Origin of the sequence: Massilia endophytica, assembly GCF_021165955.1 — a bacterium.
Lineage (GTDB): Bacteria > Pseudomonadota > Gammaproteobacteria > Burkholderiales > Burkholderiaceae_D > Rugamonas > Rugamonas endophytica.
Window position 1 is genome coordinate 524,814 of the sequence record NZ_CP088952.1, and the last position, 26,213, is coordinate 551,026.

The window sequence follows — 26,213 nt, forward strand, 5'->3', positions numbered from 1 at the left end:
TAATATGAAAATATTATCTTGATAGCCAATCGCAGCTTCTTTGGATAATATCAAATCGAAAGCGAGTTAATACGATGACCAAAATGAAAAAAGCACTCCTGGTACTGAGTTTCGGCCTCGGCCTGGGCGTTTCCCTCACAGGCTACACGGCGCCGACCCGCGCGACCTGCGAAGCCATTTGGCAGAAGTGCATTGCCGGGGACCAGGATGCCTGCGACAACCTCGTCGCCATCCACTGCGATACCCTGTACGGCTACAATCCGTAAGTAATAAAAAAACCGGGCCGCGCCCGGTTTTTTATTACTTGTAGATGCCTGAGCCGATCAGGTAATCGTCCACCTTCTCGATATAGCCCGATTTCTGTTCGACCGTCTTGGTCACGGGATTGGGCCATTTGAAATCGACCCAGCCGCTGCCCTTGGAGTTCGCGAGGTCGACCATCTCCTTGATCATGGCCTTGCCTTCGCCGTCCTTCATGCCGATCAGGGGTTTGCCCACCAGCTTAGGATTGTTGCCGTGGGCCAGTGCCACGCCGTTCAGGTCGTACACATAGATGTACAGGTCGCGGTCGTGGAACTCCTTGTTCGCCGGATCGGAAATGGCCGCCATCATCTTCTCCTTGCCCTGGGACTTGGCCAGCGCGACCGCCTTCTTGACCATGGCCTGCGCTTCGGCTGCGGTGCCGCGGTCCGCCGCCAGCACGGGCGCGGCGATCAGGCTGAGGGAAATGGCAATGCCGCCCAGATAAGCTTTCATAGGGTGTCTCCTCGGTTATGGATGTAGGTCCAATATACGCGCAGGCGGCGCCGGAGGGCGCAAAATCTACGCGGATTGTTGGCTTTCCGCATCGCCGAAGATGGCCTGCCACAGGGCGCGCACGAAGGCGGCATGGCGCTCCACCCGGGCCGGGTCCACCCTGGACTGGTCGTTGCCCTGCAGGCGCAGCTGGTGCTGCAGCTTGCGCATGGCGCGGTAGGCGTTGGCCGTGCCTTCGGCCAGCTCCCCGTCGACCAGGCCCAGGCTGGCGCACAGCTTGAGCAGGGCGATGTTGCCGATATTGCCAGTGAGCTCGCGGTACTGGGCCGAGTGGCGCAGCACCAGATACTGCACGATGAATTCGATGTCGATCATGCCGCCTTCGTCCTGCTTCAGGTCGAAGAGAGTGGAGCGGTTGGGGTGGGCGTCGTGCATGCGCTTGCGCATGGAGAGCACTTCGCGCCGCAGTTCGGCCTCGTCGCGCTCCTTGCGCAGCAGGGCGCAGCGGATCTGCTCGAAGCGCTCGCCGATGCCCGCATCGCCCGCGCAGAAGCGGGCCCGCGTCAGCGCCTGGTGCTCCCACACCCAGGCCGAGTTCTGCTGGTAGCGCTCGAAGGCCTGCACGCTGGACACCAGCATGCCGCTCGCCCCGTCCGGGCGCAGGGCGACGTCGATGTCGAACAGGATGCCGGCCGAGGTGTGCGAAGTCATCCAGGTGATGAAGCGCTGGGCCAGCTTGGCGTAGTTGCCGGGCGCGTCGTGGTCCTCGTCGTCGAACAGGAAGATCAGGTCCAGGTCGGACACATAGCCCAGCTCCTTGCCGCCCAGTTTGCCGTACGCGATGACGGCAAATTGCGGCACCTCGCGGTGGCGGGTGGCGACCGTGGCCCAGGCCGCCTTGATGACGGCCGCCACGATCACGTCGGCCAGGGCGGAGAGGTGGTCGGCCAGCTTCTCGACAGTAAGGTCGCCCGCCAGGTCCTGGGCCAGCAGGTGGAAGAGCTGGGCATGGTGCACCTCGCGCAGGATGTCGAGCTGGCGTTCCGTGTCGCCCGCCGCCACGGCCAGCTGGGCATCCAGGTCGGCCGCCAGGGCTGCCGGGTCGGGCACGGTGTTGCGGATGCGGTCGTCCAGCAGTTCGTCCAGCAGGATGGGGTGCTGGTTGAGGAAGGTGGCGGCCCAGCGGCTGGCGTGCATCATGGTGATGACGCGGTCCAGCGTGTGCGGGTACTCCGTGAGCAGCGACAGGTAGGAGGAGCGGCGGGCGATGGCTTCCAGGAAGTCCAGCAGGCGGTTCAGGGTGGCGAGCTGGTCGCCCGCCGCGTTCTGCTCGTCGGCGCGGGCGATGCGGGGCAGGGCGGCATTGACCAGGGCCACCAGCTTGTTGCGGCTCGCTTCCGGCAGGGACTGCAGGCGCGGGGCCTGCCAGGTGGCGACCAGGCGGTTCGCGGCCGCCGCCGGGTCGGCATAGCCCAGGGACGCGAAGCGGGCCTCAATGGCTTCCCGGTTGTCCGGGTCGGCGCACTCGTTGCTCGTTTCGGGTTCGATGCCGTCCTCGCTGCCTGCCTTGTCGGCAAACATGGCATCGAACTGGGCGGCCACGAAGCGGCGGTGCTCGTCCAGCTGGGCGAGGAGGGCCGCCGTGTCGGGCAGGCCCATCATGCGCGCAATGGTGAGCTGGTCCTCCGGATTGGGCGGCAGCGTGTGGGTCTGGGCGTCGTCCAGGTATTGCAGGCGGTGCTCCAGGTTGCGCAGGAAAGTGTAGGAGTCGAGCAGGCGCTGCACGATGGCCGCATCCAGCAGGCCCTTTTCCGGCAGCTGGCGCAGGGTGGCGCGGGTGGAGCGGTCGCGCAGGCTGGGGTCGCGCCCGCCGCGGATCAGCTGGAACACCTGGGCCAGGAACTCGATCTCGCGGATGCCGCCCCGGCCCAGCTTCACGTTGTGGCTGCGGTCCGGATGCAGGCGCTCCTGGCGGTTCACTTCCGCGCGGATCTGGGCGTGCATGGTACGGATGGCCTCGATCACGCCGAAGTCCAGGTAGCGGCGGAAGCAGAAGGGCCGCACGATGCCGTCCAGGGCGGCGATATCCTCGGCGCGGCCGGTGACGGCGCGCGCCTTCACCCAGGCGTAGCGCTCCCACTCGCGGCCCTGCACGATCAGGTACTGCTCCACCATGCCCAGGCTGGCCGCGAGGGGGCCGGAGCCGCCGTTCGGGCGCAGGGCCATGTCCACCCGGAAGGTGAAGCCGTCTTCCGTGATCTCGGCGATGGCGGCGATCAGCTTCTTGCCCAGGCGGATGAAGTACTCGTGGTTGGACAGGCTGCGCTGGCCGGGCGCCGTGGGCACCGTCTCGCCCTCCTCGGGGTAGACGAAGATGAGGTCGATGTCCGAGGACACGTTCAGCTCGCCGCCCCCCTGCTTGCCCATGGCCAGCACGATCAGCTCCTGCGGCGCGCCCGATTCGGCGCCCGTGGGCACGCCGTGGGCGGCCCGCATTTCCGCGTCCAGTTCGGCCAGGTGCTCGCGGATGGCGAAATCGGCCAGCCGGGTCACCGCCTCCACCACCTCGGCCAGGTCGGCCCGGCCTTCCAGGTCGCGCCGGATCAGCCCGGCGATCAGCAGGTTGCGCAGGCGCCGCATGCCGCGCGCCAGGGGCAGGGGAGGCTGGTCCGGTCCCGCGGCGCGTTCGGCCGCCAGGAGTGCGGCCAGATCCGCCTGGGCAAGGGATAATTGCACCAAAGAATCAACTTTGCCCTGGCGGCCGGGCGCGGCGGCCAGCCAGCGCTGATAGAAGCGGGAAGCGGAAACAAGGCTGGCGGACGTCATCGGGCTTTCGTAACCTTATGTAATTTCAAGTAAAACGGCCCCTGTTTCGGCCGGGCGATGCGGTAGAATTGCCGCGCAGGCTGGGTCGCTGGCCAAAGAAGGCAAGCACGCAGTGTACAGAACGATATTGGCGACTTATTTTACGCCGGGCAACCGGCCTGGGCCTGAGCTATTAGCAGATTGATGGAAAACACGGCAGAAGACAATGTACCAGGCGAAGGGCCCGTGGCCGCGCGCTGGCACCGGCTCCAGGCCGCCTATCGGGTCTGCAACCTTGCCACCCACCACGTGCTGGGCTTCGTGCTGAAGGCGGCGCTGCTGCTGTATTTCGTCTTCGCCATTCTCTTCCTCGTGCTGCGCTACGGCGTGCTGCCCCATATCGACCGCTACAAGGGCGATATCGAGCGCATGGCCAGCCATGCCCTGGGCAACCCCGTCACCATCGACCGCATCTACGCCTCCTGGTCCGGCCTGCGTCCCAATCTCTTCCTGGGCGACGTGGTGCTGCGCGACGCGGCGGGCAAGCAGGCCCTGCGCCTGCCCAGCGTGTCGGCCACCCTCTCCTGGTGGACGGTGGCGACCGGCGCCGTGCAGTTCGAATCGCTGGAACTGATCCGCCCCAACCTGGAAGTGCGGCGCACGGCCGATGGCCGCCTCTTTGCAGCGGGCCTGCCCATCGACCTCGACAAGCGCGACGAAGGGGAGGGCTCCGAATGGCTGCTGACCCAGCGCGAAATCGTCATCCGCGAAGGCCGCCTGGACTGGACCGACGAGCAGCGCGGCACGGCGCCGCTGGCGCTGGAGAACATGAACCTGGTGCTGCGCAACCACTGGCGGCGCCACCAGTTCGCCCTGAAGGCGGCGCCGCCGAAGGCGCTGGGCGGGATGCTCGACCTGCGCGCCGACCTCAGCCATCCCGCCTTCACCTCGCGCATCGCCGACGTGCGCCAGTGGAAGGGCGAGATCTATGCCGATGTGCGCAATGCCGACCTGGCGGCGTGGAAGGCTTATCTGCCCGTGGCGGCGGAGCTGCGCTCCGGCTACGGCTCCCTGCGCGCCTGGGTGGGCGTGGACCACGCCAGGCTCTCCGGCGTGACGGCGGACGTGGCCCTGAAGGATGTGGTGGCCGTGCTGGGCAAGCAGCTGCCGGAGCTGGACGTGGATGCGCTGAACGGCCGCGTCGCCGTCAGCGAGGACAAGCTGCCGCGCAACAGCCCGCGCGGCGCGGCCTTCGGCGCCTACGGCCACACGGCCAGCGTCACCGGCCTGACCCTGCTCACGCGCGACGGCGTGGCGCTGGCGCCCACCACGCTCTCCGAACGCCATGTGCCCGCGCGCGACAGCAAGCCCGCCCGCACGGAAGTGAAGGCCGAGCTGCTGGACCTGAAGATGCTGTCCGAGCTGGCGACCCGCCTGCCCATGCCGTCCAATGTGCGGGCCCTGCTGGACGAAGCCGCGCCGCGCGGCCGCATCGCGGACCTGTCGGCACAGTGGCAGGGCAGCCTGGACAAGCCGCAGTCCTACCGCGTGAAAGCGCGGCTGCAGGAACTGGGCCTGTCCCCGCTGGCGGCCCGCGCCGCCACGCCAAAGGGGGCGGGCGTGCCGGCCCTGCCGGCGCTGCCGGCCATCCCCGGCTTTGACAAGCTGAGCGGCACTATTGAAGCGAGCGAGAGCGGGGGCGCCCTGGCGCTGGATGCGCCGGGCCTCGTGCTGAGCATGCCCGCCTGGTTCAGCGAGCCCGACATGCCTTTCGAAGCCTTCAAGCTGCGGGCAGGCTGGCAGCTCAACGATCCGGACACACTGCAGCTCAAGGTGGACAGCCTGGAACTGGCCCAGCAGGGCATGAAGGCCTCCCTGTCCGGCACCCACGTCCTGCCGCGCAGCGGCGGCGCGGGCGTGGCCGATTTCACGGGCAAGCTGGACGGCTTCCAGATCAACCGCATCGGCCGCTACCTGCCGGTGAAGACGCCGGAACACTTGAAACACTGGCTGAGCGGTGCGCTGGAAGAAGGGCAGGCGCGCGATGTGAGCCTGCGCCTGCGCGGAGAACTGGCCCACTTCCCCTTCGCGGACGGCACGCCGGACCGTGCCAAGGGGGAGTTCCGCATCGGCGGGCGCATCGTGGACGGCCGCCTGAACTACGATCCCGGTGTGTTCGCCAAGGACGGCAAGTCTCCGCTCTGGCCGCAGGCCGACAAGATCCGCGGCAGCTTCCTCTTCGAGCGCGCGCGCATGGAGATCAAGGCCGACACGGGCCGCACGGGCGGCGTGGCGCTCGCCAATGTGAAGGCCGTGATCCCCGACCTGGCCCACCACGACGGCGTGCTCGACATCGACGGCACGGCCATGGGCCCCATGCAGGAATTCCTGAAGTACGTGACGGCCAGCCCCGTGCTGGAATGGATCGGCCACTTCACCGAAGAGAGCAGCGCCACCGGCAATGCGAAGCTGGCGCTCAAGCTGCACATGCCGCTGGAGCGCCTGCGCGAGACCAAGGTGCTGGGCACGCTGGCCCTGCAGGGCAACGATGTGACCCTGTGGAACGACATGCCGCCCGTCCTGCTGGCCACGGGCAAGATCGAATTCAACGAGCACGGCGTCAATCTCAACGGCCTGAACGGCACCTTGCTGGGCGGGCCGCTCAGCGTCGTTGGCGGCACCCAGCGCGACGGCTCCATTCAGGTGCGCATCGGCGGCACGGCGACGGCCGACGGCCTGCGCAAGACCTATCCCTCGCCCGCCATGCAGCGCGTGGCCCAGCATGTGGGCGGCAGCGCGCGCTACGCGGGACTGATCGTGGCGCAGAACCGCCAGTACACGGTGACGGTGGACTCCACGCTGGCGGGCGCCGCCCTGGACTTCCCCGCGCCGCTGAAGAAGGCTGCGGGCGAGAACCTTCCCGTGCACTTCGTGCTCAATGGCGGCGCCGCCAACGAAGCGGGCCTGGCGCAGGACGATATCCGCATCACTGTCGGCAATGCCGTCGCGGCGCGCTACCAGCGCCAGAAACAGCAGAAAGGCCCATGGAAACTGGTGCGCGGCGGCATCGGCGTGAACGTGCCCGCGCCGGAACCGGACAGCGGCATGATGATCAATGCCAGCGTGGCCGCCCTGAACGTGGACGAATGGACCGGCCTGGGCTCCTCCATCGCGGGCGATGGCGAGGCGAAGACGGCAAGCTCCGGCCCCGACATGGCGCAGTATGTGGTGCCCGACGTGGTGGCCGCGCGCGCGGGCGAGCTGGTGATCGACGGCCGCAAGCTGGAGAACGTGGTGGTGGGCGCCACCCACCAGAAGGGCGCCTGGCAGGCCAGCATCGATTCGAAGCAGGCCATCGGCTACCTCACCTGGAACGAATCGCCCACGGGCCGCGGCCTGGGCAAGGTGACGGCGCGCCTCTCCACCCTCATCATTCCCGAGTCGGCGGCGGGCGAGGTGAAGGAGCTGCTGGAAAGCACGGCCGTGTCGCCGTCCATACCCGCCCTCGACATCGTGGCCGAGCGTTTCGAGCTCTTCAACCGATCCCTGGGCAGGCTGGAGCTGCAGGCCTATAACGCCCTGCTTACCACCTCGCGCGAATGGCGCGTGAGCAAGCTGGCCATGATCAATCCGGACGGCGAGCTGCACGGCACCGGCCGCTGGCTGAGCGATAAGGGACGGCACGACAGCTCGCTCAGCTTCAAGATGGATATCCATGACGCGGGCAAGCTGCTGGACCGCTTCGGCTTCGCCGATACCCTGCGCGGCGGCAAGGGCAGCCTGAGCGGCGACATCGCCTGGCATGGCCTGCCGTATTCCCTCGACATTCCTTCGCTGTCCGGCAAGCTGGCGCTGGATGTGGAGAAAGGCCAGTTCCTGAAGCAGGACCCCGGCGCGGCCAAGCTGCTGGGTGTGCTCAGCCTGCAGGCCCTGCCGCGCCTGCTCAAGCTCGACTTCCACGACGTGTTCTCCGAAGGCCTGGCCTTCGACGGCATCTCGGCCAATGCCGTGATCGACCGCGGCATCGTGCGCACCGAGAACCTGAAGATGCACGGCGTGCAGGCCACGGTGCTGATGGACGGCACGGCCGACATCGCCAACGAATCGACCAACCTGCGGGTGGTGGTGATACCGCAGGTGAACCTGGGCACGGCGCCGCTGGTGTATGCGCTGGCCGTCAATCCGGTGATCGGCCTGGGCAGCTATCTCGCCCAGCTCTTCCTGAGCGCGCCCGTGATGAAGGCGCTCACCTACCAGATGCAGGTGACGGGCCCGTGGAAGGCGCCCGTGATCACCAAACTCGACAATAACCGGCTGGAGGCGGCCCCCACCCGCAGCCAGTGATTCCCGCGAAAGGAAGCGCCATGACTCTTGTTGCCGCCGTCCAGATGGTGTCCACGCCCAGGGTGGACGAGAACATCGCCACCGCCCGCCGCCTCGTGGCCCAGGCCGCCGCAGCGGGCGCGAAGCTGGTGCTGCTGCCCGAATACTGGCCCATCATGGGCATGAGCGACGGCGACAAGGTGAGCCATGCCGAGGCCCTGGGCAAAGGGCCGATCCAGGACTTCATGGCCCAGGCGGCGCGCGAGCACGGCATCTGGCTGCTGGGCGGCACCCTGCCGCTGGCCTCGGACGATCCTTCCAAGGTCATCAACACCACCCTGGTCTACGACCCCGAAGGGCGCCACGTGGGCCGCTACGACAAGATCCATCTCTTCGGTTTCACCAGGGGCAGCGAGTCCTACAACGAATCGAAGACGATTGTGCCGGGCAAGCAGGTAGGCACGGTGGACACGCCGCTGGGCAAGGTGGGCATGTCCGTCTGCTACGACCTGCGCTTCCCCGAACTCTACCGTGCGATGGGCCCGCTGACCTTGATTGTAGTGCCCGCCGCCTTCACCTACACCACGGGCCAGGCCCACTGGGAAGTGCTGCTGCGCGCCCGCGCCATCGAGAACCAGTGCTATGTGCTGGCGGCGGCCCAAGGCGGCGAGCACGCCAACGGGCGGCGCACCTGGGGGCACAGCATGCTCATCGACCCTTGGGGCGAGGTGAAGGCCAGGCTGGCCGAAGGGGAGGGCGTGGTGCTGGGCGATGTGGACCGCGTCTACCTGGACAGCGTACGCGAGAGCCTGCCCGCCTTGAAGCACCGGACCATGTAATCCACTACAATGGCCGCAACGATCAACGCAACGAGTTCCCGCTATGAAACCATTTGAACCGAACCTGTCCTCCATCGCTATTGCGCGCGACGTGCTGCTGACCCCGTTCGGCCTGGACGAGGACAAGCTGCTCAAGACCCTGGGCAGCATGTTCACGCACAAGGTCGACTACGCCGACCTCTACTTCCAGTTCACCAAGAACGAAGGCTGGAGCCTGGAGGAAGGCATCGTCAAGACAGGCAGCTTCTCCATCGACCAGGGCGTGGGCGTGCGCGCCGTCTCCGGCGAGAAGACCGCCTTCTCGTATTCCGACGAAATCTCCGAAAGCGCGCTGCTGGACGCGGCCGAAGCCACGCGCACCATTGCGCGCCAGGGCGCCGGGAAGATCAAGGTGGCCTCGGCCATGCTGCCCCAGGGCGGGCGCTCCCTCTACCTGCCGCACGATCCCCTGGCCTCGCTGGACGCGGCGGCCAAGGTCAAGCTGCTGGAAAAGGTCGAGAAGATGGCGCGTGCGCGCGACCCGCGCGTGGTGCAGGTCATGGCCGGCCTTGCGGGCGAATACGACGTGGTGCTGGTGGTGCGCAGCGACGGCGTGCTGGCGGCCGACATCCGCCCGCTGGTGCGCGTGTCCGTGACCGTGATCGTCGAGCAGAACGGGCGGCGCGAGATGGGCAGCTCCGGCGGCGGCGGGCGCTACGACTACGGCTACTTCAGCGACGCGCTGCTGCAGCAGTACGCGGACGACGCCGTGAAGTCGGCGGTCGTGAACCTCGATTCGCGTCCCGCACCGGCAGGCCCGATGACCGTGGTGCTGGGCCCGGGCTGGCCGGGCATCCTGTTGCATGAGGCGATCGGCCACGGCCTGGAAGGCGACTTCAACCGCAAGGGCTCCTCCACCTTCTCCGGCCGCATCGGCGAACGTGTGGCGGCCAAGGGCGTGACGGTGGTGGACGACGGCACGCTGGCGGACCGCCGCGGCTCGCTCAACATCGACGACGAGGGCAACCCCACGCAGTGCACGACGCTGATCGAAGACGGCATCCTGAAAGGCTACATCCAGGACACCATGAATGCGCGCCTGATGAAGATGCCGGTGACGGGCAACGCGCGGCGCGAATCCTTCGCCCACCTGCCGATGCCGCGCATGACCAACACCTACATGCTGGCGGGCGACAAGGACCCGGGCGAGATCCTGGCCTCGGTCAAGAACGGCATCTATGCGGTGAACTTCGGCGGCGGCCAGGTCGACATCACGAACGGCAAGTTCGTCTTCTCGGCGAGCGAAGCCTACATGATCGAGAACGGCAAGATCAGCTACCCGGTGAAGGGTGCGACCCTGATCGGCAACGGCCCGGACGTGCTGAACCGCGTGAGCATGATCGGCAACGACATGAAGCTTGACCCGGGCGTGGGCGTATGCGGCAAGGAAGGCCAGAGCGTCCCGGTCGGCGTCGGCCAGCCCACGCTGCGCATCGACGGCGTCACCGTCGGCGGCACCGCCTGACACTGCCGAGCCCGTGTCCACACCTTGGGGTCAGACCCCCAAATGTGGACACGAGCCCAGCCGTCTTTGCGTGGCCTCAAGTGTTGATTGGCTCATGCTGCTAGCTTTAGCGCATGAGCCGACCCAACCGCATTCAATATCCCGGCGCGCTGTACCACGTGACCGCGCGTGGTAACCGGCGCAACCATATCTTCGTCGACGACCGCGACCATCTCATCTGGCTGGATTTGCTCGCTGGGACAATTGACCGCTTCGGTATTGTGACTCACGCGTATGTACACATGCCGAACCACTATCACTTGCTGGTGGAAACGCCTCAGGCAAATCTGTCTGCCAGCATGCAGCATCTGAATAGCCTTTACGCGCAGACGTTCAACAAGCGCCATGGCATGACCGGACACGTGATGCAAGGGCGATTTCATGCAGTGCTCATTGAGCGGGAAGCGCATCTGCTTGAACTGGCGCGCTATATCGCGCTGAATCCTGTGCGCGCAGAGTTGGTGAAGGAAGCGGAGCAATGGCGCTGGAGCAGCTATGCAGGACTGTACCATGCTGCGCCTGGGAACTCGTGCGTGACCGAGGATTGGCTACTGGGACAGTTTGCCGGTCGTGACCGAGCAGAACGCATTCAGGCATTTGGCCGCTTTGTCGCACAGGGGAAGGGATTGGCTGACCCTATTCAGGATTTGCCGGCATACATAACTCCTCCTGTGCCAGGTGTAGGCCTGGCTGCCATAACGGCGCAGTACAGCAATCGCAACGCGGCCATGCTGAAGGCATACCGTTCCGGTGGCTACTCAGTATCCCAGATTGCCGAGCATTTCGGCGTTTCGGAAAAAACGGTACGCAGGGCAATGCAGAACGAAGCGGACAGCTGAGCCCGTGTCCACTTTTTGGGGTCTGACCCCAAGGTGGACACGGGCTGGGCGGTTAGAACTGGTGGCGGAGGCCGATGTTGAAGTAGCGGCCCAGGGCGCCGCTGTAGTCCAGCGGGTTGAAGCCGGCGGCGCCGTAGGTCAGCGGGTCGAGCGGCGGTTCCTTGTCGAACAGGTTCTGGATCGTCGCAAACAGTTCCGTCTTGTTGTTCCACTTGTAGCGCGCCGTCAGGTCGAGCGTGGTGAAGCTGCTCAGCTTGCAGCCGCGCGGGGCGTCGTCGCCGTTGGCGAAGTGGAAGGCGCAGCCGTCCGGATCATCCTTGAACAGGGTGTTGTCCATCTTGCCGCGGTAGTTCACCGTGCCCGCCAGGCGCAGCGGGCCGCGGTCCCAGGTCAGGCCCAGGTTGATGCGGTCGTCCGGCGTGCCGATGCAGTTGGTGACGTCGCAGTTGCCGTGCGTGCCCGCGTAGTCGCGCACCGTGCCGTCGCGTTCGGTGCGCTCCCATTTGAACAGGTGCGTCCACTTGATGTCCGCCGCCAGGCTGCCGCGGTCGCCGCCCAGCTGGAAGGTCTTGCGCGCGTCGAGGTCGACGCCGTTCACTTTCGTGGAGGCGGAGTTCACGTAGTTGGCCAGCACGGCCGTGATGGCGCCCGGGTCGCCGGGGATGCCCGCTTCCGCCGTGGAGGGGTCGCGCGCCACCTTGCCTGCCGCGATGGCCGCGTCGATCGACTCCTGGTTGATCTCGTTCTTGCGCTTGATCTGCCAGAAGTCCAGCGAGATGCTGGTGCGCGGCAGCGGATCCCACACCATGCCCAGCGAATAGCTCTTCGAGCGCTCGGGCGACAGGGCCGGGTTCGGCGAGGTGATGATGGCCACGGCCGCCGGGTCGCAGGCCGCTTCCACGCCCAGGCTGCAGCGCAGGGGATCGTCCGCGTTGGTGAAGGCGGCCAGGCCGCCGCGTCCGTTCTCGGCCGCGCTCGGGGCGCGGAAGCCGCGCGCAAAGGTGCCGCGCAGGGCGAAGGCCCGGTTCGGGGTCCATTTGGCGCCCACTTTCGGCGTGTAGGAGTTGCCGATGTGCTTGAAGTGGTCGGCCCGCAAGGCGGCCGACAGTTCCACCGTGCTGAGCACGGGCGCCAGCAGCTCGGCATAGGCCGAGGCCGAGCGGCGCTGGCCCTCATAGGCCGAGTAGCCGAGGCCGATGATATTGCCGATCTCCGTGCCCGTGGTGGGCGTGAGTTCGGCCGATTCGTAGCGGTACTCCGCGCCCAGCGCCAGGCCCATGGGCCCGCCGGGCAGGTGGCCGAATTCGCGCGTGGCCTTGAAGTCGAGCTGGGCCAGGCGCGTGCGCGCGCTGCTGCTGATGGTGGGCGAGAGCGCGTTGTACAGGGCCGCCGAATTGGCCCCGGCGTTCTCGCCGATGCGCCAGTAGCTGCCCGCCGGCAGTGCGGCGTAGGCGGGACTGCGCATGGCCGCCGCCATGTTGGCGGCGGTGGGATTGAGCAGGGCGAAGGCCACGTCGCGCTGCAGGTATCCCGTCAGCTCCTGGCCCACGCGGTTCTGCGAGAGCAGCAGGGCGGAGTCGATGTCCCAGGCGCCCACCGTGCCCTTCACGCCCGCGATGGCGCGCGTGAAGGTGGAGCTGATGGCGTTGGTGCGCGGGCCCACGTCCCAGGCCAGGTAGCGCAGGCGCGCGGCGCGGCCGAAATAGGGATTGTCCGGATGCGCGGCGCCCAGCGATACGCCGGCATTGCTCACCGGGCCGCCGGGATAGCCCACGCTGCCGCTGATGCCCGAGGGCGTGGTGATGGTGTCGGTATCGGTGCGGTAGCCGTTCAGTTCGACATAGGCCTGCCAGGCGGGATTGAGCTGCCAGGTCAGCCTGCCGTACAGGTTGAGCAGCTCCTGCTCGGGCTGCATCTGCGCGTACTGCTGCGTGGCGTCCGTGAGGCAGCCGCCGCCCGGATCGCCCTGGGGATGGCTGGTGAAATGGGAGCAGGCGGCGCCGGGGAAGAAGCGGGTGAAGCCCGCGCCCGCGGGATTGCCGCGGCTGTAGTAGTCCAGCGTGTCGGGGTTGCGCACATTGCCCGCCACCGAGCTGCCCGCCGCGTTGTTGCCGGTGATGGCGCCGTTGCCGCTCAGCCCCTCCTGGGCGCTGAAGCCGAAGTCGCGCAGGTCGGTGCGCCCGACGGGGCCGCGCCCGGCGCGGTCGCGGTAGTTGACCTCGCGCTTGTGCCCGTACTCGGCGGCAAACAGGAAGTTGTAGCGGTCCTTCTCCAGGTCGCCCACGCCGTGCGTGACGGAAAGCCGCGTGTCGCCGCCATCCCTTTCCTGCGACAGGCCCTGGCTGGCGCGCACCGTCGTTCCCTGGAAGTCCTTGCGCAGGATGACGTTGACCACGCCCGCAATCGCATCCGAGCCGTAGATGGCGGAGGCGCCGTCCTTCAGGATCTCGACCCGCTCCACCGCATCCATGGGGATGATGTTCAGGTCGGCGAACACTTTCTGCCCGTCGTCCGCCAGGCCGTAGGGCGCCACGCGCCGCCCGTTCAGCAGCACCAGGGTGGAGGCCGCCCCGAGTCCGCGCAGCGAGATGCCCGAGGCGCCTGCCGCGAAGCCGTTGCCGAAAGTGGTGGGCACGGAGCCCTGGTTGTCCACGGCCAGGGTCTGCAGCAGTTCGGCCACCGTGGTGCGGCCCGACTTTTCCAGGTCCGCCCGGTTCAGGGTCTGCACGGGGGAGGCCGTTTCGGCCTGGGCGCGGCGGATATTGGTGCCGGTGATCTCCACCCTTTGCATGGGCGGGGTGTCGGCGGCGGGAGGAGGCGGCGTCTGGGCCTGGGCGCTGAGGAGGGTGAGGAGGAGGGGGGCGCCGGCAACGGCAGGACAAGCCCGTCCCAGCACGCCCGGCAAGGGGCGCAGTGTCAGGTTTGGCATTGCAAATCTCCAGAAAAGGTTGTTAGGTTTTTTTCTTGAGGAGAGCGAGTTATATGTCACTTTTTCTATACAAGCTTGAAATGTGTCGTTTGTGCGCGACACAATTCCGCCGGACAATCTGCTTGCCAAAGCCCGCGGCTTGTTGTTATAGTGACTTCGACACATAGGGAAAGTTCCATGCACCGCTTCGTTTTCTTTACCGGCTACTTTTATTTTTGGCTATCCAGCCCCAAGGCGGTGGAGTAGCGGCCGGTTCACGTAGCAGCAGAACGAGATCCCAGCAAATACCAAAAGACCGCCAGCGATGGCGGTTTTTTTTTACCCCGACATTTTCAGGAGAATGACCATGCACCGCACCGACGACTTGCGCATCCGCGAGATGAAGGAACTGACCCCGCCCTCGCACCTGATCCGCGAGTTCCCCTGCACCGATGCCGCCTCGCAGACGGCCGCCGCCGCGCGCGTGGCCCTGCACCGCATCCTGCATGGCCAGGACGACCGCCTGATGGTGGTGATCGGCCCCTGCTCGATCCACGATCCGAAGGCAGCCATGGAGTACGCGCGCCGCCTGGCGCCGCTGCGCGAGCGCCTGAAGGGCGAGCTGGAAGTGGTGATGCGGGTCTACTTCGAGAAGCCGCGCACCACCGTGGGCTGGAAGGGCCTGATCAACGATCCCTACATGGACAACAGCTTCCGCATCAACGACGGCCTGCGCATGGCGCGCGAGCTGCTGCGCGACATCAACGAGCTGGGCCTGCCAGCGGGCACCGAGTTCCTGGACGTGATCAGCCCGCAGTACATCGCCGACCTGATCTCCTGGGGCGCCATCGGCGCGCGCACCACCGAGTCGCAGGTGCACCGCGAGCTCGCGTCCGGCCTGTCCTGCCCCGTGGGCTTCAAGAACGGCACGGACGGCAATATCAAGATCGCCGTGGAAGCGATCAAGGCGGCCTCCCAGCCGCACCACTTCCTGTCCGTGACCAAGGGCGGCCACTCGGCCATCGTGTCCACCAACGGCAATGAGGACTGCCACATCATCCTGCGCGGCGGCAAGACGCCGAACTACGATGCGGCCAGCGTGGAAGAGGCCTGCAAGGCCATCGCGGGCTACGGCCTGGCGGCGCGCCTGATGATCGACGCCTCCCACGCCAACAGCTCCAAGAAGCCGGAGAACCAGATTCCCGTGTGCGCCGATATCGCAGGCCAGATTGCGAACGGCGACACCCGCATCGTGGGCGTGATGGTGGAGTCCCACCTGGTGGCGGGCCGCCAGGACCTGGTGCCGGGCAAGGAGCTGGTCTACGGCCAGTCCGTGACCGACGGCTGCATCGACTGGGACAGCAGCGTGCAGGTGCTGGAGGGCCTGGCCGAGGCCGTGCGCCAGCGCCGCCTGAAGGGCGAATAGGCTCCGCCGCCCCAGGCGTGGGCGTATGATGGGCGGAACAAGGGGAGGCGTGATGAGCGGCGACATCCTGTCCGAAGTACTGCGCAGCGTCCGCCTGCGGGGCGCCGTGTACTACCACGTCAGCACCAGCAGCTCGTGGGCGGCGCGCGCGCCGGCCGGGCGCGACATCGCCGCCGCCGTCCTGCCCCAGTCCGACCACGTGATGGAATACCACGCGCTGCTGCGCGGCAGCTGCTGGAGCACGCTGGACGGCCTGCCGCCCGTGCGCCTGCAGGCAGGCGATATCGTTCTCTTCCCCCACGGCGATTCGCATGTGATGGCGAGCGCGCCCGGCCTGGACGCCGACCCTTACGTGGAGCACTACTTCGCCTTGCAGGGCATGCCGCGCCCCTTCAGCCTGCGCATCGACGGCGCCGAGCCGTCGATGGCGGAGAGCATCGACAGCAATGCCGACACCCTGCTGATCTGCGGCTTCTTCGGCTGCGACCTGCGTCCCTTCAATCCCCTGATCGCCACCTTGCCGCGCATGCTGCACCTGCAGGCGGCGCAGGCCGCGGGCTGGACCAGCCAGTTCCTGCTGCAGGCGGCCGAGGAATCGCAGCGCCGCCGTCCGGGCGCCGAGGCCCTGCTCGAACGCATGAGCGAAATGATGTTCGTCGAGGCCATGCAGCGCCACGCGGAAACCCTGCCGCAGGACAGCCACGGCTGGCTGGCCGGGCTGCGCGACCGCCTCGTGGGCCGCGCCCTCGCCCTGATCCACGAAGACCCTGCAGCGGACTGGACGGTTGACGAGCTGGGCCGCCGCATCGGCCTCTCGCGCTCCGCCCTGCACGAGCGCTTCGTCGAGCTGATCGGCCAGCCGCCCATGCAGTACCTGGCCAACTGGCGCATGCAGCTGGCGGCAGCCCAGCTGTGCAGCTCGAAGGCCACCGTGGCCACCATCGCCCAGAACGTGGGCTACGAATCCGAAGCGGCCTTCAACCGCGCCTTCCGCCGCTTGATGGGCTCGCCTCCCGCCACCTGGCGCCGCCAGAAAGCGGCATAGCCGGACGCCCGGTCAAGTTCCGCCGACAGGCGGGAAAGCGCGCCCGGCCCGTTCGGGCGATCCTGCCTCATGCCCGCCACCCGGCGCGCATTCAGAACAGGAGAAACTTGACATGGATACCCGCAGCAACCCCATCCCGGCACCCGACCTCGCGGCCATCAAGGCCAAACAGCAGGCCACCTGGGCCAGCGGCGACTTTGCCGTCGTCGGCACCACCCTGCAGATCGTGGGTGAGACCCTGGCCGAGGCGGCCAATATCTGCGCCGGGGAAGCCGTGCTCGACGTGGCGGCGGGCAATGGCAATGCCACCCTGGCCGCCGCGCGCCGCTTCGCCCGCGTGGTCTCCACCGACTATGTGCCGGCCCTGCTGGAGAAGGGCGCGGCCCGCGCCCGGGCCGAAGGCCTGGCCGTGCAGTTCCAGGCGGCCGATGCGGAAGACCTGCCCTTCGCAGACAATACCTTCGACGCCGTCCTGTCGAGCTATGGCGTGATGTTCGCGCCCGACCACCGCAAGGCGGCCAGCGAGCTGCTGCGCGTGCTGCGGCCGGGCGGGCGCATCGGCCTGGCGAACTGGACGCCGCAGGGCTTCATCGGCCAGCTGTTCAAGGTGATCGGCGCCCATGTGCCGCCGCCGGCCGGGCTGCAGTCGCCCGCCCTGTGGGGCACGGAGGCCCATCTGCAGGAGCTCTTCGGCGCAGGCGCGGCCCGCATCGATTGCACGCGCCGCACGTTCAACTTCCGCTACCAGTCGCCCGCACACTGGCTGCAGATATTCCGCGACTACTACGGCCCCACGCACAAGGCCTTCGCCGCGCTGGCGCCGGAGGCGCAGCAGGCACTGGAGGCGGATATCCTGGCGCTGCTGGAACGCATGAACATCGGCGGCGCGGCCTCGCTGGTGGTGCCGGGCGAGTACCTGGAGGTGGTGATCGCGAAGGCGGGCTGACATAAAAAAAGCGGCCCCGAAGGGCCGCTTGAGTCAGGGTGCTACTTTTTTCACAGCTTGTTAGAAGAACTTGTAGCTTGCGCCCAGCTTGAAGTAGCGGCCGATGGCGCCGGAAGCGTCCATCGGGTTGTAGCTGAGGCCGCCGTACGTCAGCGGATCCAGCGGAGCCACCTTGTCGGTCACGTTGGTGATCGACGCGGTCAGGGTCAGCTGCTTGCTGAAGTTCCAGCGTGCGGACATGTCCAGGGTGGTGAACGAAGCGATTTCGCAATCGGTCGTGCCTGGGTTGCCGTTGGCCAGCTTGGATGCGCAGACGTTGCCTTCGAACAGGATGTTCTTCATCTTGTCGCGATAGTTCACGTTGGCGCCCAGGTTCCACGCGCCGATATCCCAGGATGCCGTGGCGTTGACCTTGTTCTTCGGCGTGCCGGCGCAGTTCGAGGTGTCGCAGTTACCGTGGGTGCCAGCGAACTGGTAGGCGGTGGTGGCGGTCTCGTGGCGCTTCCAGGTCGCGACGTGGGTCACGATCAGGCCCAGGGTGGCGCGGCCGTAGTTACCCAGACGCAGGCGCTGCTTGATGTCCAGGTCGACACCGGCGATCTCCGTGAAGCTGGAGTTGCGGTACGGCGCCTGGGTCATGATCAGGGTGCCCGAGTTCGGGATCACCTGGCCATTCACCACCAGGTTGTTGTCGCTGCGGATGGCGGTCGGCAGGGCGGCGGCTTCGTTGTACGGCAGCGGGTTGATCTCGTTGCTGCGCTTGATCTTCCAGCCGTCCAGCGCCAGGCTGGTGCCTTCGAACGGATCCCACACGATGCCCAGGGTCTGGCCCTTGGAGGTTTCCGGCTTCAGCGCGGCACTGCCCACCTTCACGGCGGAAACGCTCAGGCCGCAGTCGGTGCTGGTGGCGCCGCCTGGAGCAGGGGTGCCGTTCGGGCAGCGGATCGGATCGCGCACGGTGGAGTTACCGGTCGATTGCGAGGTCGAGGAGCCTTCAGCTGCGCCTGGTGCGCGGAAGCCTTCAGTGTAGGTGCCGCGCAGTGCGAAGCTGCGCACCGGGGTCCACTTGAAGCCTGCTTTCGGCGTGGTCGAGTTGAAGCGGTCGTACTTGTCGTAACGGACAGCAGCGGACAGTTCCACGGTCTTCACCACCGGGGCCAGGATCTCGGCGTACACGGCGGACACCGAGTTGTCGCCGAAGGCGGCCACGTAGTTCGAGTTGATCGAACCGTTTTCCGAACCGGACAGGGATGGGTTGGACACCTTCTCCTTGCGGTGTTCGGCGCCCACGGCCAGGCCCATATTGCCGCCTGGCAGAGCGAACAGCTCACGCGAGGCCTTGAAGTCGATCACGGTCAGCTTGGTGGTCGAATCCGAGGTGGCGTGGGTGAACATGGCCTGGTACAGCGAGGCCGGGTTCTTCGACGCTTCCGCGCCCATGTAGTACGGGAAGTACTTCGAGGTCGGGTCGCCCAGGGCAGCACGCATGACGTTCATGTTGATCATGTTGCTGTAATCCAGGTGCAGCTTGGACTCGGAGTAGGTCAGGCCGGTGTCGTAGTCCCAGCCCATGAAGCTGCCCTTCAGGCCGCCGACGAAGCGCTTGAACTCGTTGTTCGCGGTACGCACGGAGGCGCCGGCGTCGAAGGCGACGTAGCGGATGCGGGCCGGAGCGCCGAAGGGATTCTGCGGGTGCGACGCGGCCAGCAGGTTCAGGTTGCTGTAGTTGATGAAGCCCTGTGGGGTCTGCGCGTTCGGCGGGAAGGCCACGGTCGGGGTGAAGGACGGCGGGGTCATCATGAACGAGGTGTCGCGCTTGGAGTAGCCAGCCTCCACATATGCCTGCATGTCGTTGTTCACCTGCCAGGTGCCGCGGGTGTACAGGTTGATCGATTCGATCTCCGGCTGCATGTCGCGGAACTGGTTCTGGTGCCAGATGCAGCCGCCATTGGCGCCGGTCTGGTTGGTGGTCGCGGTCAGCGAAGCGCAGCCTGGCAGCGACACGTAGTCGTTGGTCACCGGGTTACGGATCAGGCCGGTAGGTGCAGCGCTGGCGTTGTTGTTGCCGGCGATGTAGCCGCCGGCGAACTGGGTGCCCAGCGGGAAGCCGTAGGGACGCAGGTCGCCCGCGCCGATGTGGCCGCGGCGGCTGGAACGGTCGCTGTTCTTCAGCGCGTCGGACTGGAAGTACTCGGCGTTGACCACCCAGTTGTACTTGTCCGCATCCAGGTCGCCCTGGCCGTAGGTCAGGGAAGCCTTGTTCTGCTTGCCGTCGTCGTAGCGCGACCAGCCGGTGTCGCCGCGAACGGTCAGGCCGGTGAAGTCCTTGCGCAGGATGATGTTGACCACGCCGGCGATAGCGTCGGCGCCGTAGGTCGAGGAGGCGCCGTCCTTCAGGATCTCGATACGCTCGACGATCTGCATCGGCACGGTGGACAGGTCGGTGAAGCTCTTCTGGCCGTCATCGGCGCGGGCGAACGGCGCCATGCGGCGGCCGTTCAGCAGCACCAGGGTGGAGGTGGCGCCCAGGCCGCGCAGCGAGATCGCGGTGGAGCCGGCGGCGAAGCCGTTGCCGAAGCCGGTTGGCAGGGAGCCTGCGCCGTCCACGGTCAGGGTCTGCAGGTATTCGGCGACGGTGCCCTTGCCGGAACGCAGCAGCTCGTCACGGCCGATCACGGTCACCGGCGAAGCGGTTTCCGCGGTGGCGCGCTTGATGCTGGAGCCGGTAATTTCGACGCGCTGGATGTTGGCGTCCTGGGCCATGGCGGAAGCGGCCGCCATGCTGAGGCCGGCCGCCATGCCGCTGGCGCAAACCAGGCGGATGCTGCGGGCCATCATTTTTTCAATCATTACAATCTCCCAAAGTGGTGTGTGACGAGCTACGAACGAGATACATCTCTTCCTGCCCACTTGAGAAAAACACATGTGGTTTCCCTCAATTAAGAGATGAGAGCATCCCGCTTGCGGACCCGTCAATGGGAAATCGTTTGCGCCCTCCCGCCAGCAGCAGGTGATGTTACAGTTTGTTACATGGAATTTCGCCCTCATGCTCGCTAATTACCGGTTAAAGCTGGCATTTGATGCGAAAAACGCATAAGTAGCATTGCTAAAGAGAAATTTTTCGCTTGTGATAATTTGTGACTATTTCGCTACAGATGACGGCCTGGCGCGGCTTTGGGGTCGGCGGGCGAAATGTTGTTGGCACCAAGGAATTTGCGCTATTGTTACGCCTTTGCAGCCTTCCGCGACAAAGGGCAGGGATGAGGACAAAGTGGTATTGCATGCTGGCGGCGCTCGCCTTTGCCATGCTCGCGCAGGCGGCCGAACCGCAAAAGACCCTGCGCTACATCCTGCCCGCCGCCGAGACCAGCCTGGACCCGGCTGTATCGCGTGACCTGTACACCGGCCATATCACCCAGGCCATCTTCGACACCCTCTACACCTACGATTACCTGGCCCGCCCCGTGAAGCTGGCGCCGGCCGCTGCCGCCGCCTTGCCGGAGGTGTCTGCCGATGGCAAGACCTACACCATCCGCCTGAAGAAGGGCCAGCTCTTCACGCCCGACCCGGCCTTCGGCGGCAAGCCGCGCGAGCTGACCATGGCCGACTTCGTGTATTCATGGAAGCGCCTGCTCGATCCAAGGCTGGCATCGCCCCATGCCTGGCTTTTCGAAGGCAAGGTCGTGGGCCTCGATGCCCTGGCGGCCGAGGCGGCAAAGAGCGGCAGGCTCGATTACGACAAGCCTGTGGCAGGTTTCGAACTGCTCGATCCCTACACCTTGCGCATCCACCTGACCCAGACCGATTTCAACCTGGGCATGATCCTCGCGCACGAGCCCACGGCCGCCGTGGCGCGGGAGATCGTGAAGGCCTATGGCGACTCCAAGGGCGAGGTGCATTCCAACCCCGTTGGCACGGGCTACTACCGGCTTGCGCAGTGGACGCGCGGCAGCAAGATCGTGCTGGAAAAGAACCCTCATCACCTGCCCGAAACCTGGGACTTCCAGCCCGGCAGCGACCCGGACGACCAGCGCATCGTGCAGCAGATGAAGGGCAAGGCTATCCCGCAGATCGACCGCATCGAAATCACCGTGCTGCTGGAGGACCAGACGCGCTGGCTCTCCTTCACCAGCGGCGGCGCGGACCTGTTCTGGCTCGACGGTCCGCTGGCGCCCAAGGCCATGCTGGACGGCGGCCTGCGCCCGGAGCTCAAGGCCCGCGGCATCCAGCTCTCGCGCCAGATCGATCCCGAGCTCACCTACTACTACATCAACGGGCGCGATCCGGTGCTGGGCGGCTACAGCAAGGAGAAGATCGCGTTGCGGCGCGCGGTAATGATGGCGCACAACGTGGACGAGGAGATCCGGCTGGTGTGGAACAACCAGGCGCTGCGCCTGGACTTCCCTGCGCCGCCCGGGGTGGTGGGCCACGATCCCGCCTACCGCAGCTCCCTGCAGTACGATCCCGCGCTGGCCAACAAGCTGCTCGACAAGTTCGGCTACCGCAAGGGGGCCGACGGCTGGCGCACCCTCCCGGATGGCAAGCCCCTCGTGGTGCGCTACACCTCGCGCAATGAGGCGAGCGGCGTGCTGCTGGCGGAACTGTGGCGCAAGACCTATAACTCCCTCTCCATCCGCATGGAGAACGACCGCCTGATCTTCACCGACATCCTGCAGGCGGAAAAGGAATGCAAGCTCCAGTCGCGCAACTACCAATGGGTGGCCGACTTCCCGGACGGCGACAACTTCATGCAGCTGTTCTACGGTCCGAACATCAACCAGAACAACAACGGCTGCTTCGAGAACGCGGAATACGACAGGCTGTATGAACAGACGCGCGGCATGCCCGCCGGCCCCGAACGCGATGCGCTGTACCGCAAGATGGCGCGCATCATCGAAGTCCAGGGCGGGGGCATGATGGGCTACGCGCGCTACCGCAATATGCTGGCGCAGCCCTCCGTGCTGGGCTACCGCAAGCATCCCATCCTGCACCAGGAATGGGCTTATATCGACATCGACCGCAGCAAGGAAAAATAAACAATGCTCGCTTACATACTGCGCCGCCTGTGGCAGATGCTGCCCACCATGCTGGGCGTCGTGCTGCTCGTCTTCCTGCTCTTTAACTGGGTGGGCGGCGACCCGGCCTATATCCTGGCGGGGAAGATGTCGAATGCCGAGAGCATCGCCAACATCCGCCGCCAGCTCGGCATCGACCAGCCTTACTACGTGCAGCTGGGGATATTCCTCAAGCAGATCGTCACCTTCGATTTCGGCCAGAGCTGGGCTACGGGCGAAACGGTCGCCAACATCATCACCACGCGCCTCGGGCCATCGCTCACCGTGCTCGTGCCGCTCACGGTGCTGGAGACCTTCTTCGGCATCGCGCTGGCGCTGGCCATCGCCTTCGTGCGCGGCTCGCTGACGGACCGCGCCGTGATGATCGCCTGCACCGTGGGCATGTCGATCTCCATCCTCGTCTACATCATCGTCTTCCAGTACGGCCTGGCCTACAAGCTGGGCCTCTTCCCCGTGCAGGGCTGGGGCAGCAGCTTCTGGGAAAACCTGCTGCGCTATGCCACCTTGCCTATCCTGATCGGGCTCGCGGTCTCCATCGCGCCCACGCTGCGCCTCTACCGCACCTTCGTGCTCGACGAAGCGAACCAGGACTATGTGCGCACTGCCCGCGCCAAGGGCCTGAGCGAGCGCCGCGTGATGTGGGTGCATGTGCTGCGCAATGCCTCCATTCCCATCATCACGCACGTGATGGCGAACCTGCCCGCGCTGCTGATCGGCGCCTTCCTGCTGGAGCGCTTCTTCGGCATACCCGGCATCGGGCGAGAGGTGATTCTGGCGGTGGAGCGCAGCGACTTCCCCGTCATCAAGGCCATTACGGTCTATGTGGCCGCCGCCACCATGTTCTTCAACCTGCTCACCGACCTGATGTACCAGGCGGTCGATCCGCGCGTTCAACTGAAGTAAGGAATGTCCATGCACGAAACTCACGCATCTCCCGGCCTGTGGGCGCTGGCATGGCGCCGCCTGCGTGCCGACCGGCTGGCGATGGCCGCACTGGCCGTTGTGGCGGCCTTCCTGCTCATGCTCGCGCTGTCGGCCTCCGGCCTCATTGTGTCGGACTGGGAGGACGAGGTGGGCGCCAACTATGCGCCGCCGGCTTTCCTCGGCCCACAGGCTGCAACGGAAGTGGGTGTGCCATCCACCGCGCCGCAAGCGCTGCCCGAGAATCCCTTCGATCCCCTGGCCGAAGACATCCGCCAGCTGAAGGCGGAAATGGGCGGCAGCCGCTCGCATGAAGTGGAGATGTACGGCGTGACCGATCCTCTGGCGGCCGAGATGAAGGAGCTGCGCGCAGGCATGGCGAAGGCCGAACGCCAGGCCGCCATCGAGCGCCGCCCGACCCTGCCTTTCGGCGGCGACAAGTGGGGCCACGACATCATCAAGAAAACCATCAAAGGCGCCGAAACCTCCATTATCGTCGGCCTGGTGGCTGCCCTGCTGGCCGTTGCACTCGGCACGCTGTTCGGCGCCTTCTCCGGCTTCTACGGCGGCGTGGTGGACGATTTCTTCAACTGGTTCTACAGCATCTTCACCTCCATCCCATCGATCCTCATGATCCTCACGGTGGCTGCGGTGCTGCAGCAGAAAGGCGTGCTGACGATTGTGCTGATCCTGGGCCTCACCGGGTGGACGGGGCCATACCGCCTGATCCGCGCCGAATACATCAAGCACAAGGCGCGCGAGTACGTGATGGCGGCGGACGCCATCGGCGCCTCCAACTGGCGCAAGATGTTCTCGCATATCTTCCCCAATGTGAGCCACGTGGCGCTGGTGCAGATGTCCATTCTCGTGGTGGGCTTCATCAAGGCGGAAGTGATCCTGAGCTTCCTCGGCTTCGGCGTGCCCGTGGGCGTGGTGAGCTGGGGCTCCATGCTCAACGAGGCGCAGAACGAACTCATACTGGGCAAATGGTGGCAGCTCACGGCGGCGGCAGTCGCCATGGCGGTGCTGGTCACGGCCTTCTCCCTGTTCACCGATGCCCTGCGCGATGCGCTCGATCCGAAAGTGAAGTGATATGGACAATCTGCTCGACGTACGCAATCTGCGCATCGCTTTCCGCATCGACAAGAAGAATACCTTCGAGGCCGTGAAGGGCATCTCCTTCAGTGTGCCGCGCAACAGCACGGTGGCCCTGGTGGGCGAATCGGGCAGCGGCAAGTCCGTGAGCTCCCTGGCCGTGATGGGCCTTCTGCCGGAGCACACCACCATCATCGACCCCGCCAGCAGCGTGCTGTTCGACGGGCGCGAAGTGCTGCACCTCTCCATGCGCGAGCGGCGCGCCATGTGCGGCAAGGACATCTCCATGATTTTCCAGGAGCCCATGTCCTCGCTCAATCCCGTGTTCACGGTGGGCTACCAGATCGGCGAGGTGCTGCGCCAGCATATGGGCATGACCGGCAAGCAGGCGAGGGCGCGCACGCTGGCGCTGCTGGAAGAAGTGGGCATTCCCGACCCTGCGGCCAAGATCGACGCCTACCCGAGCCAGATGTCCGGCGGGCAGCAGCAGCGCGTCATGATCGCCATGGCCATCGCCTGCGAACCGAAGCTGCTGATCGCGGACGAACCGACCACCGCGCTCGACGTCACCATCCAGAAGCAGATCATGGAGTTGATCGCGAGCCTGCAGAAGAAGCACCAGATGTCCGTGCTCTTCATCACGCACGACCTCGGGCTGGTGGGCGAGATAGCGGACAGCGTGATCGTGATGCGGCATGGCGAAGTGCGCGAAACCGGCGCCACACAGCAGATTTTCGGCGACCCGCAGGACAGCTACACGCGCGCGCTGCTGCATTGCCGCCCCTCGCTGGACGCGCGTCCCATCCGGCTGCCCGTGATCGCCGACTACATGGACGGCAAGGCTGGTCCCGGCGTGGACATGCCGCAGCGCGAGCGCGGCTTCAGGCCGGACGACGACATCGTCCTCGACGTGCAGGACCTGCAGAAAAGCTTCTGGCTGCGCGAAGGCCTGTTCGGCAAGCGCGAATTCAAGGCAGTGAAGGGCGTATCCTTCAAGCTCCCGCGCGGGAAGACGCTCGGCGTGGTGGGCGAATCCGGCTCCGGCAAGACCACGGTGGGCCTGACCCTGCTGCGCCTTCACAAGGCCACGGGCGGGCGCGCCATCTTCGAAGGCAAGGACCTCATCTCCATGCCCGAGAGCGAATACATGGCCTACAAGCGGCGCATCCAGATCATCTTCCAGAACCCGTACGCCTCGCTCAACCCGCGCTTCACGGTCGGCCAGATCCTGCTTGAACCCATGCGCCTGCACCGCATCGGCGGCAACGACAGCGAGCGCACGGAGATGGCGCTGCAGCTGCTGCAAAGGGTGGGGCTGCCCGCACACGCCTACCACCGCTACCCGCATGAATTCTCGGGCGGGCAGCGGCAGCGCATTGCCATTGCGCGCTGCCTGACCATGAAGCCGGAGATTCTGGTGTGCGACGAATCGGTATCGGCGCTGGACGTATCGGTGCAGGCCCAGGTGCTGAACCTGCTGCAGGATCTGCAGGACGAATACGGCCTGTCCTACATCTTCATTTCGCACGACCTCTCGGTGGTGAAATACATCTCCGACCAGGTCATGGTGATGAACAAGGGCGAGGTGGTGGAGCTCGCCAACTCCGACGAGCTGTACCGTAACCCCGTCCACCCTTATACGCGGACTCTGCTGGGCGCCATCCCGCGCGGACTTGCATAGTTTCGGATAAG

The 26,213-nt window shown here is 66.1% G+C and carries 16 protein-coding genes; 12 read left to right on the forward strand and 4 right to left on the reverse strand.

What is annotated here, in order from left to right:
* Positions 1 to 83: 83 nt before the first annotated feature.
* The gene (locus LSQ66_RS02445) at positions 84 to 266 is read left to right on the forward strand and encodes a hypothetical protein (RefSeq protein WP_231768231.1); all 183 of its coding nucleotides are present in this window, start codon (positions 84 to 86) and stop codon (positions 264 to 266) included.
* A gap of 34 nt (positions 267 to 300) precedes the next feature.
* Here the strand turns inward: LSQ66_RS02445 and LSQ66_RS02450 are convergent, their stop codons facing one another.
* Together LSQ66_RS02450 and glnE are read right to left on the reverse strand one after the other, a co-directional pair.
* Complete coding sequence (locus tag LSQ66_RS02450) at positions 301 to 756, reverse strand: cache domain-containing protein (RefSeq protein ID WP_231768232.1); 456 nt, start codon at positions 754 to 756, stop codon at positions 301 to 303.
* A 66-nt stretch (positions 757 to 822) separates the two neighbouring features.
* Positions 823 to 3,582 (reverse strand): bifunctional [glutamate--ammonia ligase]-adenylyl-L-tyrosine phosphorylase/[glutamate--ammonia-ligase] adenylyltransferase, encoded by a 2,760-nt coding sequence (gene glnE, locus LSQ66_RS02455; protein WP_231768233.1) that lies wholly within the window; start codon positions 3,580 to 3,582, stop codon positions 823 to 825.
* Between the two features lie 183 nt (positions 3,583 to 3,765).
* Here glnE and LSQ66_RS02460 point away from each other — a divergent pair, with 183 nt between their 5' ends.
* The 4 genes from LSQ66_RS02460 (at position 3,766) to LSQ66_RS02475 (ending at position 11,105) form a co-directional block, all read left to right on the forward strand.
* The gene (locus LSQ66_RS02460; RefSeq protein WP_231768234.1) at positions 3,766 to 7,905 is read left to right on the forward strand and encodes a YhdP family protein; all 4,140 of its coding nucleotides are present in this window, start codon (positions 3,766 to 3,768) and stop codon (positions 7,903 to 7,905) included.
* A 20-nt stretch (positions 7,906 to 7,925) separates the two neighbouring features.
* Positions 7,926 to 8,723: a carbon-nitrogen hydrolase family protein gene (locus LSQ66_RS02465; RefSeq protein ID WP_231768235.1), complete on the forward strand. Its 798-nt coding sequence runs from the start codon at positions 7,926 to 7,928 to the stop codon at positions 8,721 to 8,723.
* 43 nt (positions 8,724 to 8,766) lie between these two features.
* The gene (tldD, locus tag LSQ66_RS02470) at positions 8,767 to 10,227 is read left to right on the forward strand and encodes a metalloprotease TldD (RefSeq protein WP_231768236.1); all 1,461 of its coding nucleotides are present in this window, start codon (positions 8,767 to 8,769) and stop codon (positions 10,225 to 10,227) included.
* Positions 10,228 to 10,340: 113 nt separating this feature from the next.
* A complete protein-coding gene (locus LSQ66_RS02475) occupies positions 10,341 to 11,105 on the forward strand; it encodes an REP-associated tyrosine transposase (RefSeq protein WP_231768237.1) in 765 nt (254 codons plus the stop codon).
* Positions 11,106 to 11,157: 52 nt separating this feature from the next.
* Here the strand turns inward: LSQ66_RS02475 and LSQ66_RS02480 are convergent, their stop codons facing one another.
* Positions 11,158 to 14,034: a TonB-dependent receptor gene (locus LSQ66_RS02480; RefSeq protein ID WP_231768238.1), complete on the reverse strand. Its 2,877-nt coding sequence runs from the start codon at positions 14,032 to 14,034 to the stop codon at positions 11,158 to 11,160.
* Between the two features lie 346 nt (positions 14,035 to 14,380).
* Here LSQ66_RS02480 and aroG point away from each other — a divergent pair, with 346 nt between their 5' ends.
* The 3 genes from aroG to LSQ66_RS02495 all read left to right on the forward strand — a co-directional run bounded on the left by aroG (position 14,381) and on the right by LSQ66_RS02495 (position 17,430).
* Positions 14,381 to 15,439 carry a 3-deoxy-7-phosphoheptulonate synthase AroG gene (gene aroG / locus LSQ66_RS02485; RefSeq protein ID WP_231768239.1) on the forward strand — a complete coding sequence of 353 codons (1,059 nt, stop codon included), beginning with the start codon at positions 14,381 to 14,383 and terminating at the stop codon, positions 15,437 to 15,439.
* A gap of 52 nt (positions 15,440 to 15,491) precedes the next feature.
* Positions 15,492 to 16,484, forward strand: coding sequence for an AraC family transcriptional regulator (locus tag LSQ66_RS02490; protein WP_231768240.1), 993 nt, complete (start codon positions 15,492 to 15,494; stop codon positions 16,482 to 16,484).
* A 112-nt stretch (positions 16,485 to 16,596) separates the two neighbouring features.
* A complete protein-coding gene (locus LSQ66_RS02495) occupies positions 16,597 to 17,430 on the forward strand; it encodes a class I SAM-dependent methyltransferase (protein WP_231768241.1) in 834 nt (277 codons plus the stop codon).
* Between the two features lie 60 nt (positions 17,431 to 17,490).
* Here the strand turns inward: LSQ66_RS02495 and LSQ66_RS02500 are convergent, their stop codons facing one another.
* Positions 17,491 to 20,280, reverse strand: a complete 2,790-nt coding sequence (locus tag LSQ66_RS02500; protein ID WP_231768242.1) for a TonB-dependent receptor — start codon at positions 20,278 to 20,280, stop codon at positions 17,491 to 17,493.
* A gap of 410 nt (positions 20,281 to 20,690) precedes the next feature.
* Between LSQ66_RS02500 and LSQ66_RS02505 the strand changes: the two genes are divergently transcribed.
* Genes LSQ66_RS02505 through LSQ66_RS02520 form a run of 4 tightly spaced genes read left to right on the forward strand, consistent with a single transcriptional unit; the run spans position 20,691 to position 26,202 of the window.
* Entirely contained in the window at positions 20,691 to 22,466 is a 1,776-nt protein-coding gene (locus LSQ66_RS02505; protein WP_231768243.1) for an ABC transporter substrate-binding protein, read from the forward strand.
* A 3-nt stretch (positions 22,467 to 22,469) separates the two neighbouring features.
* Complete coding sequence (locus tag LSQ66_RS02510; RefSeq protein WP_231768244.1) at positions 22,470 to 23,408, forward strand: ABC transporter permease; 939 nt, start codon at positions 22,470 to 22,472, stop codon at positions 23,406 to 23,408.
* A gap of 9 nt (positions 23,409 to 23,417) precedes the next feature.
* Positions 23,418 to 24,518, forward strand: coding sequence for an ABC transporter permease (locus tag LSQ66_RS02515; protein ID WP_231768245.1), 1,101 nt, complete (start codon positions 23,418 to 23,420; stop codon positions 24,516 to 24,518).
* A gap of 1 nt (position 24,519) precedes the next feature.
* Positions 24,520 to 26,202, forward strand: a complete 1,683-nt coding sequence (locus LSQ66_RS02520) for an ABC transporter ATP-binding protein (RefSeq protein ID WP_231768246.1) — start codon at positions 24,520 to 24,522, stop codon at positions 26,200 to 26,202.
* The last annotated feature ends 11 nt before the right edge of the window (positions 26,203 to 26,213 follow it).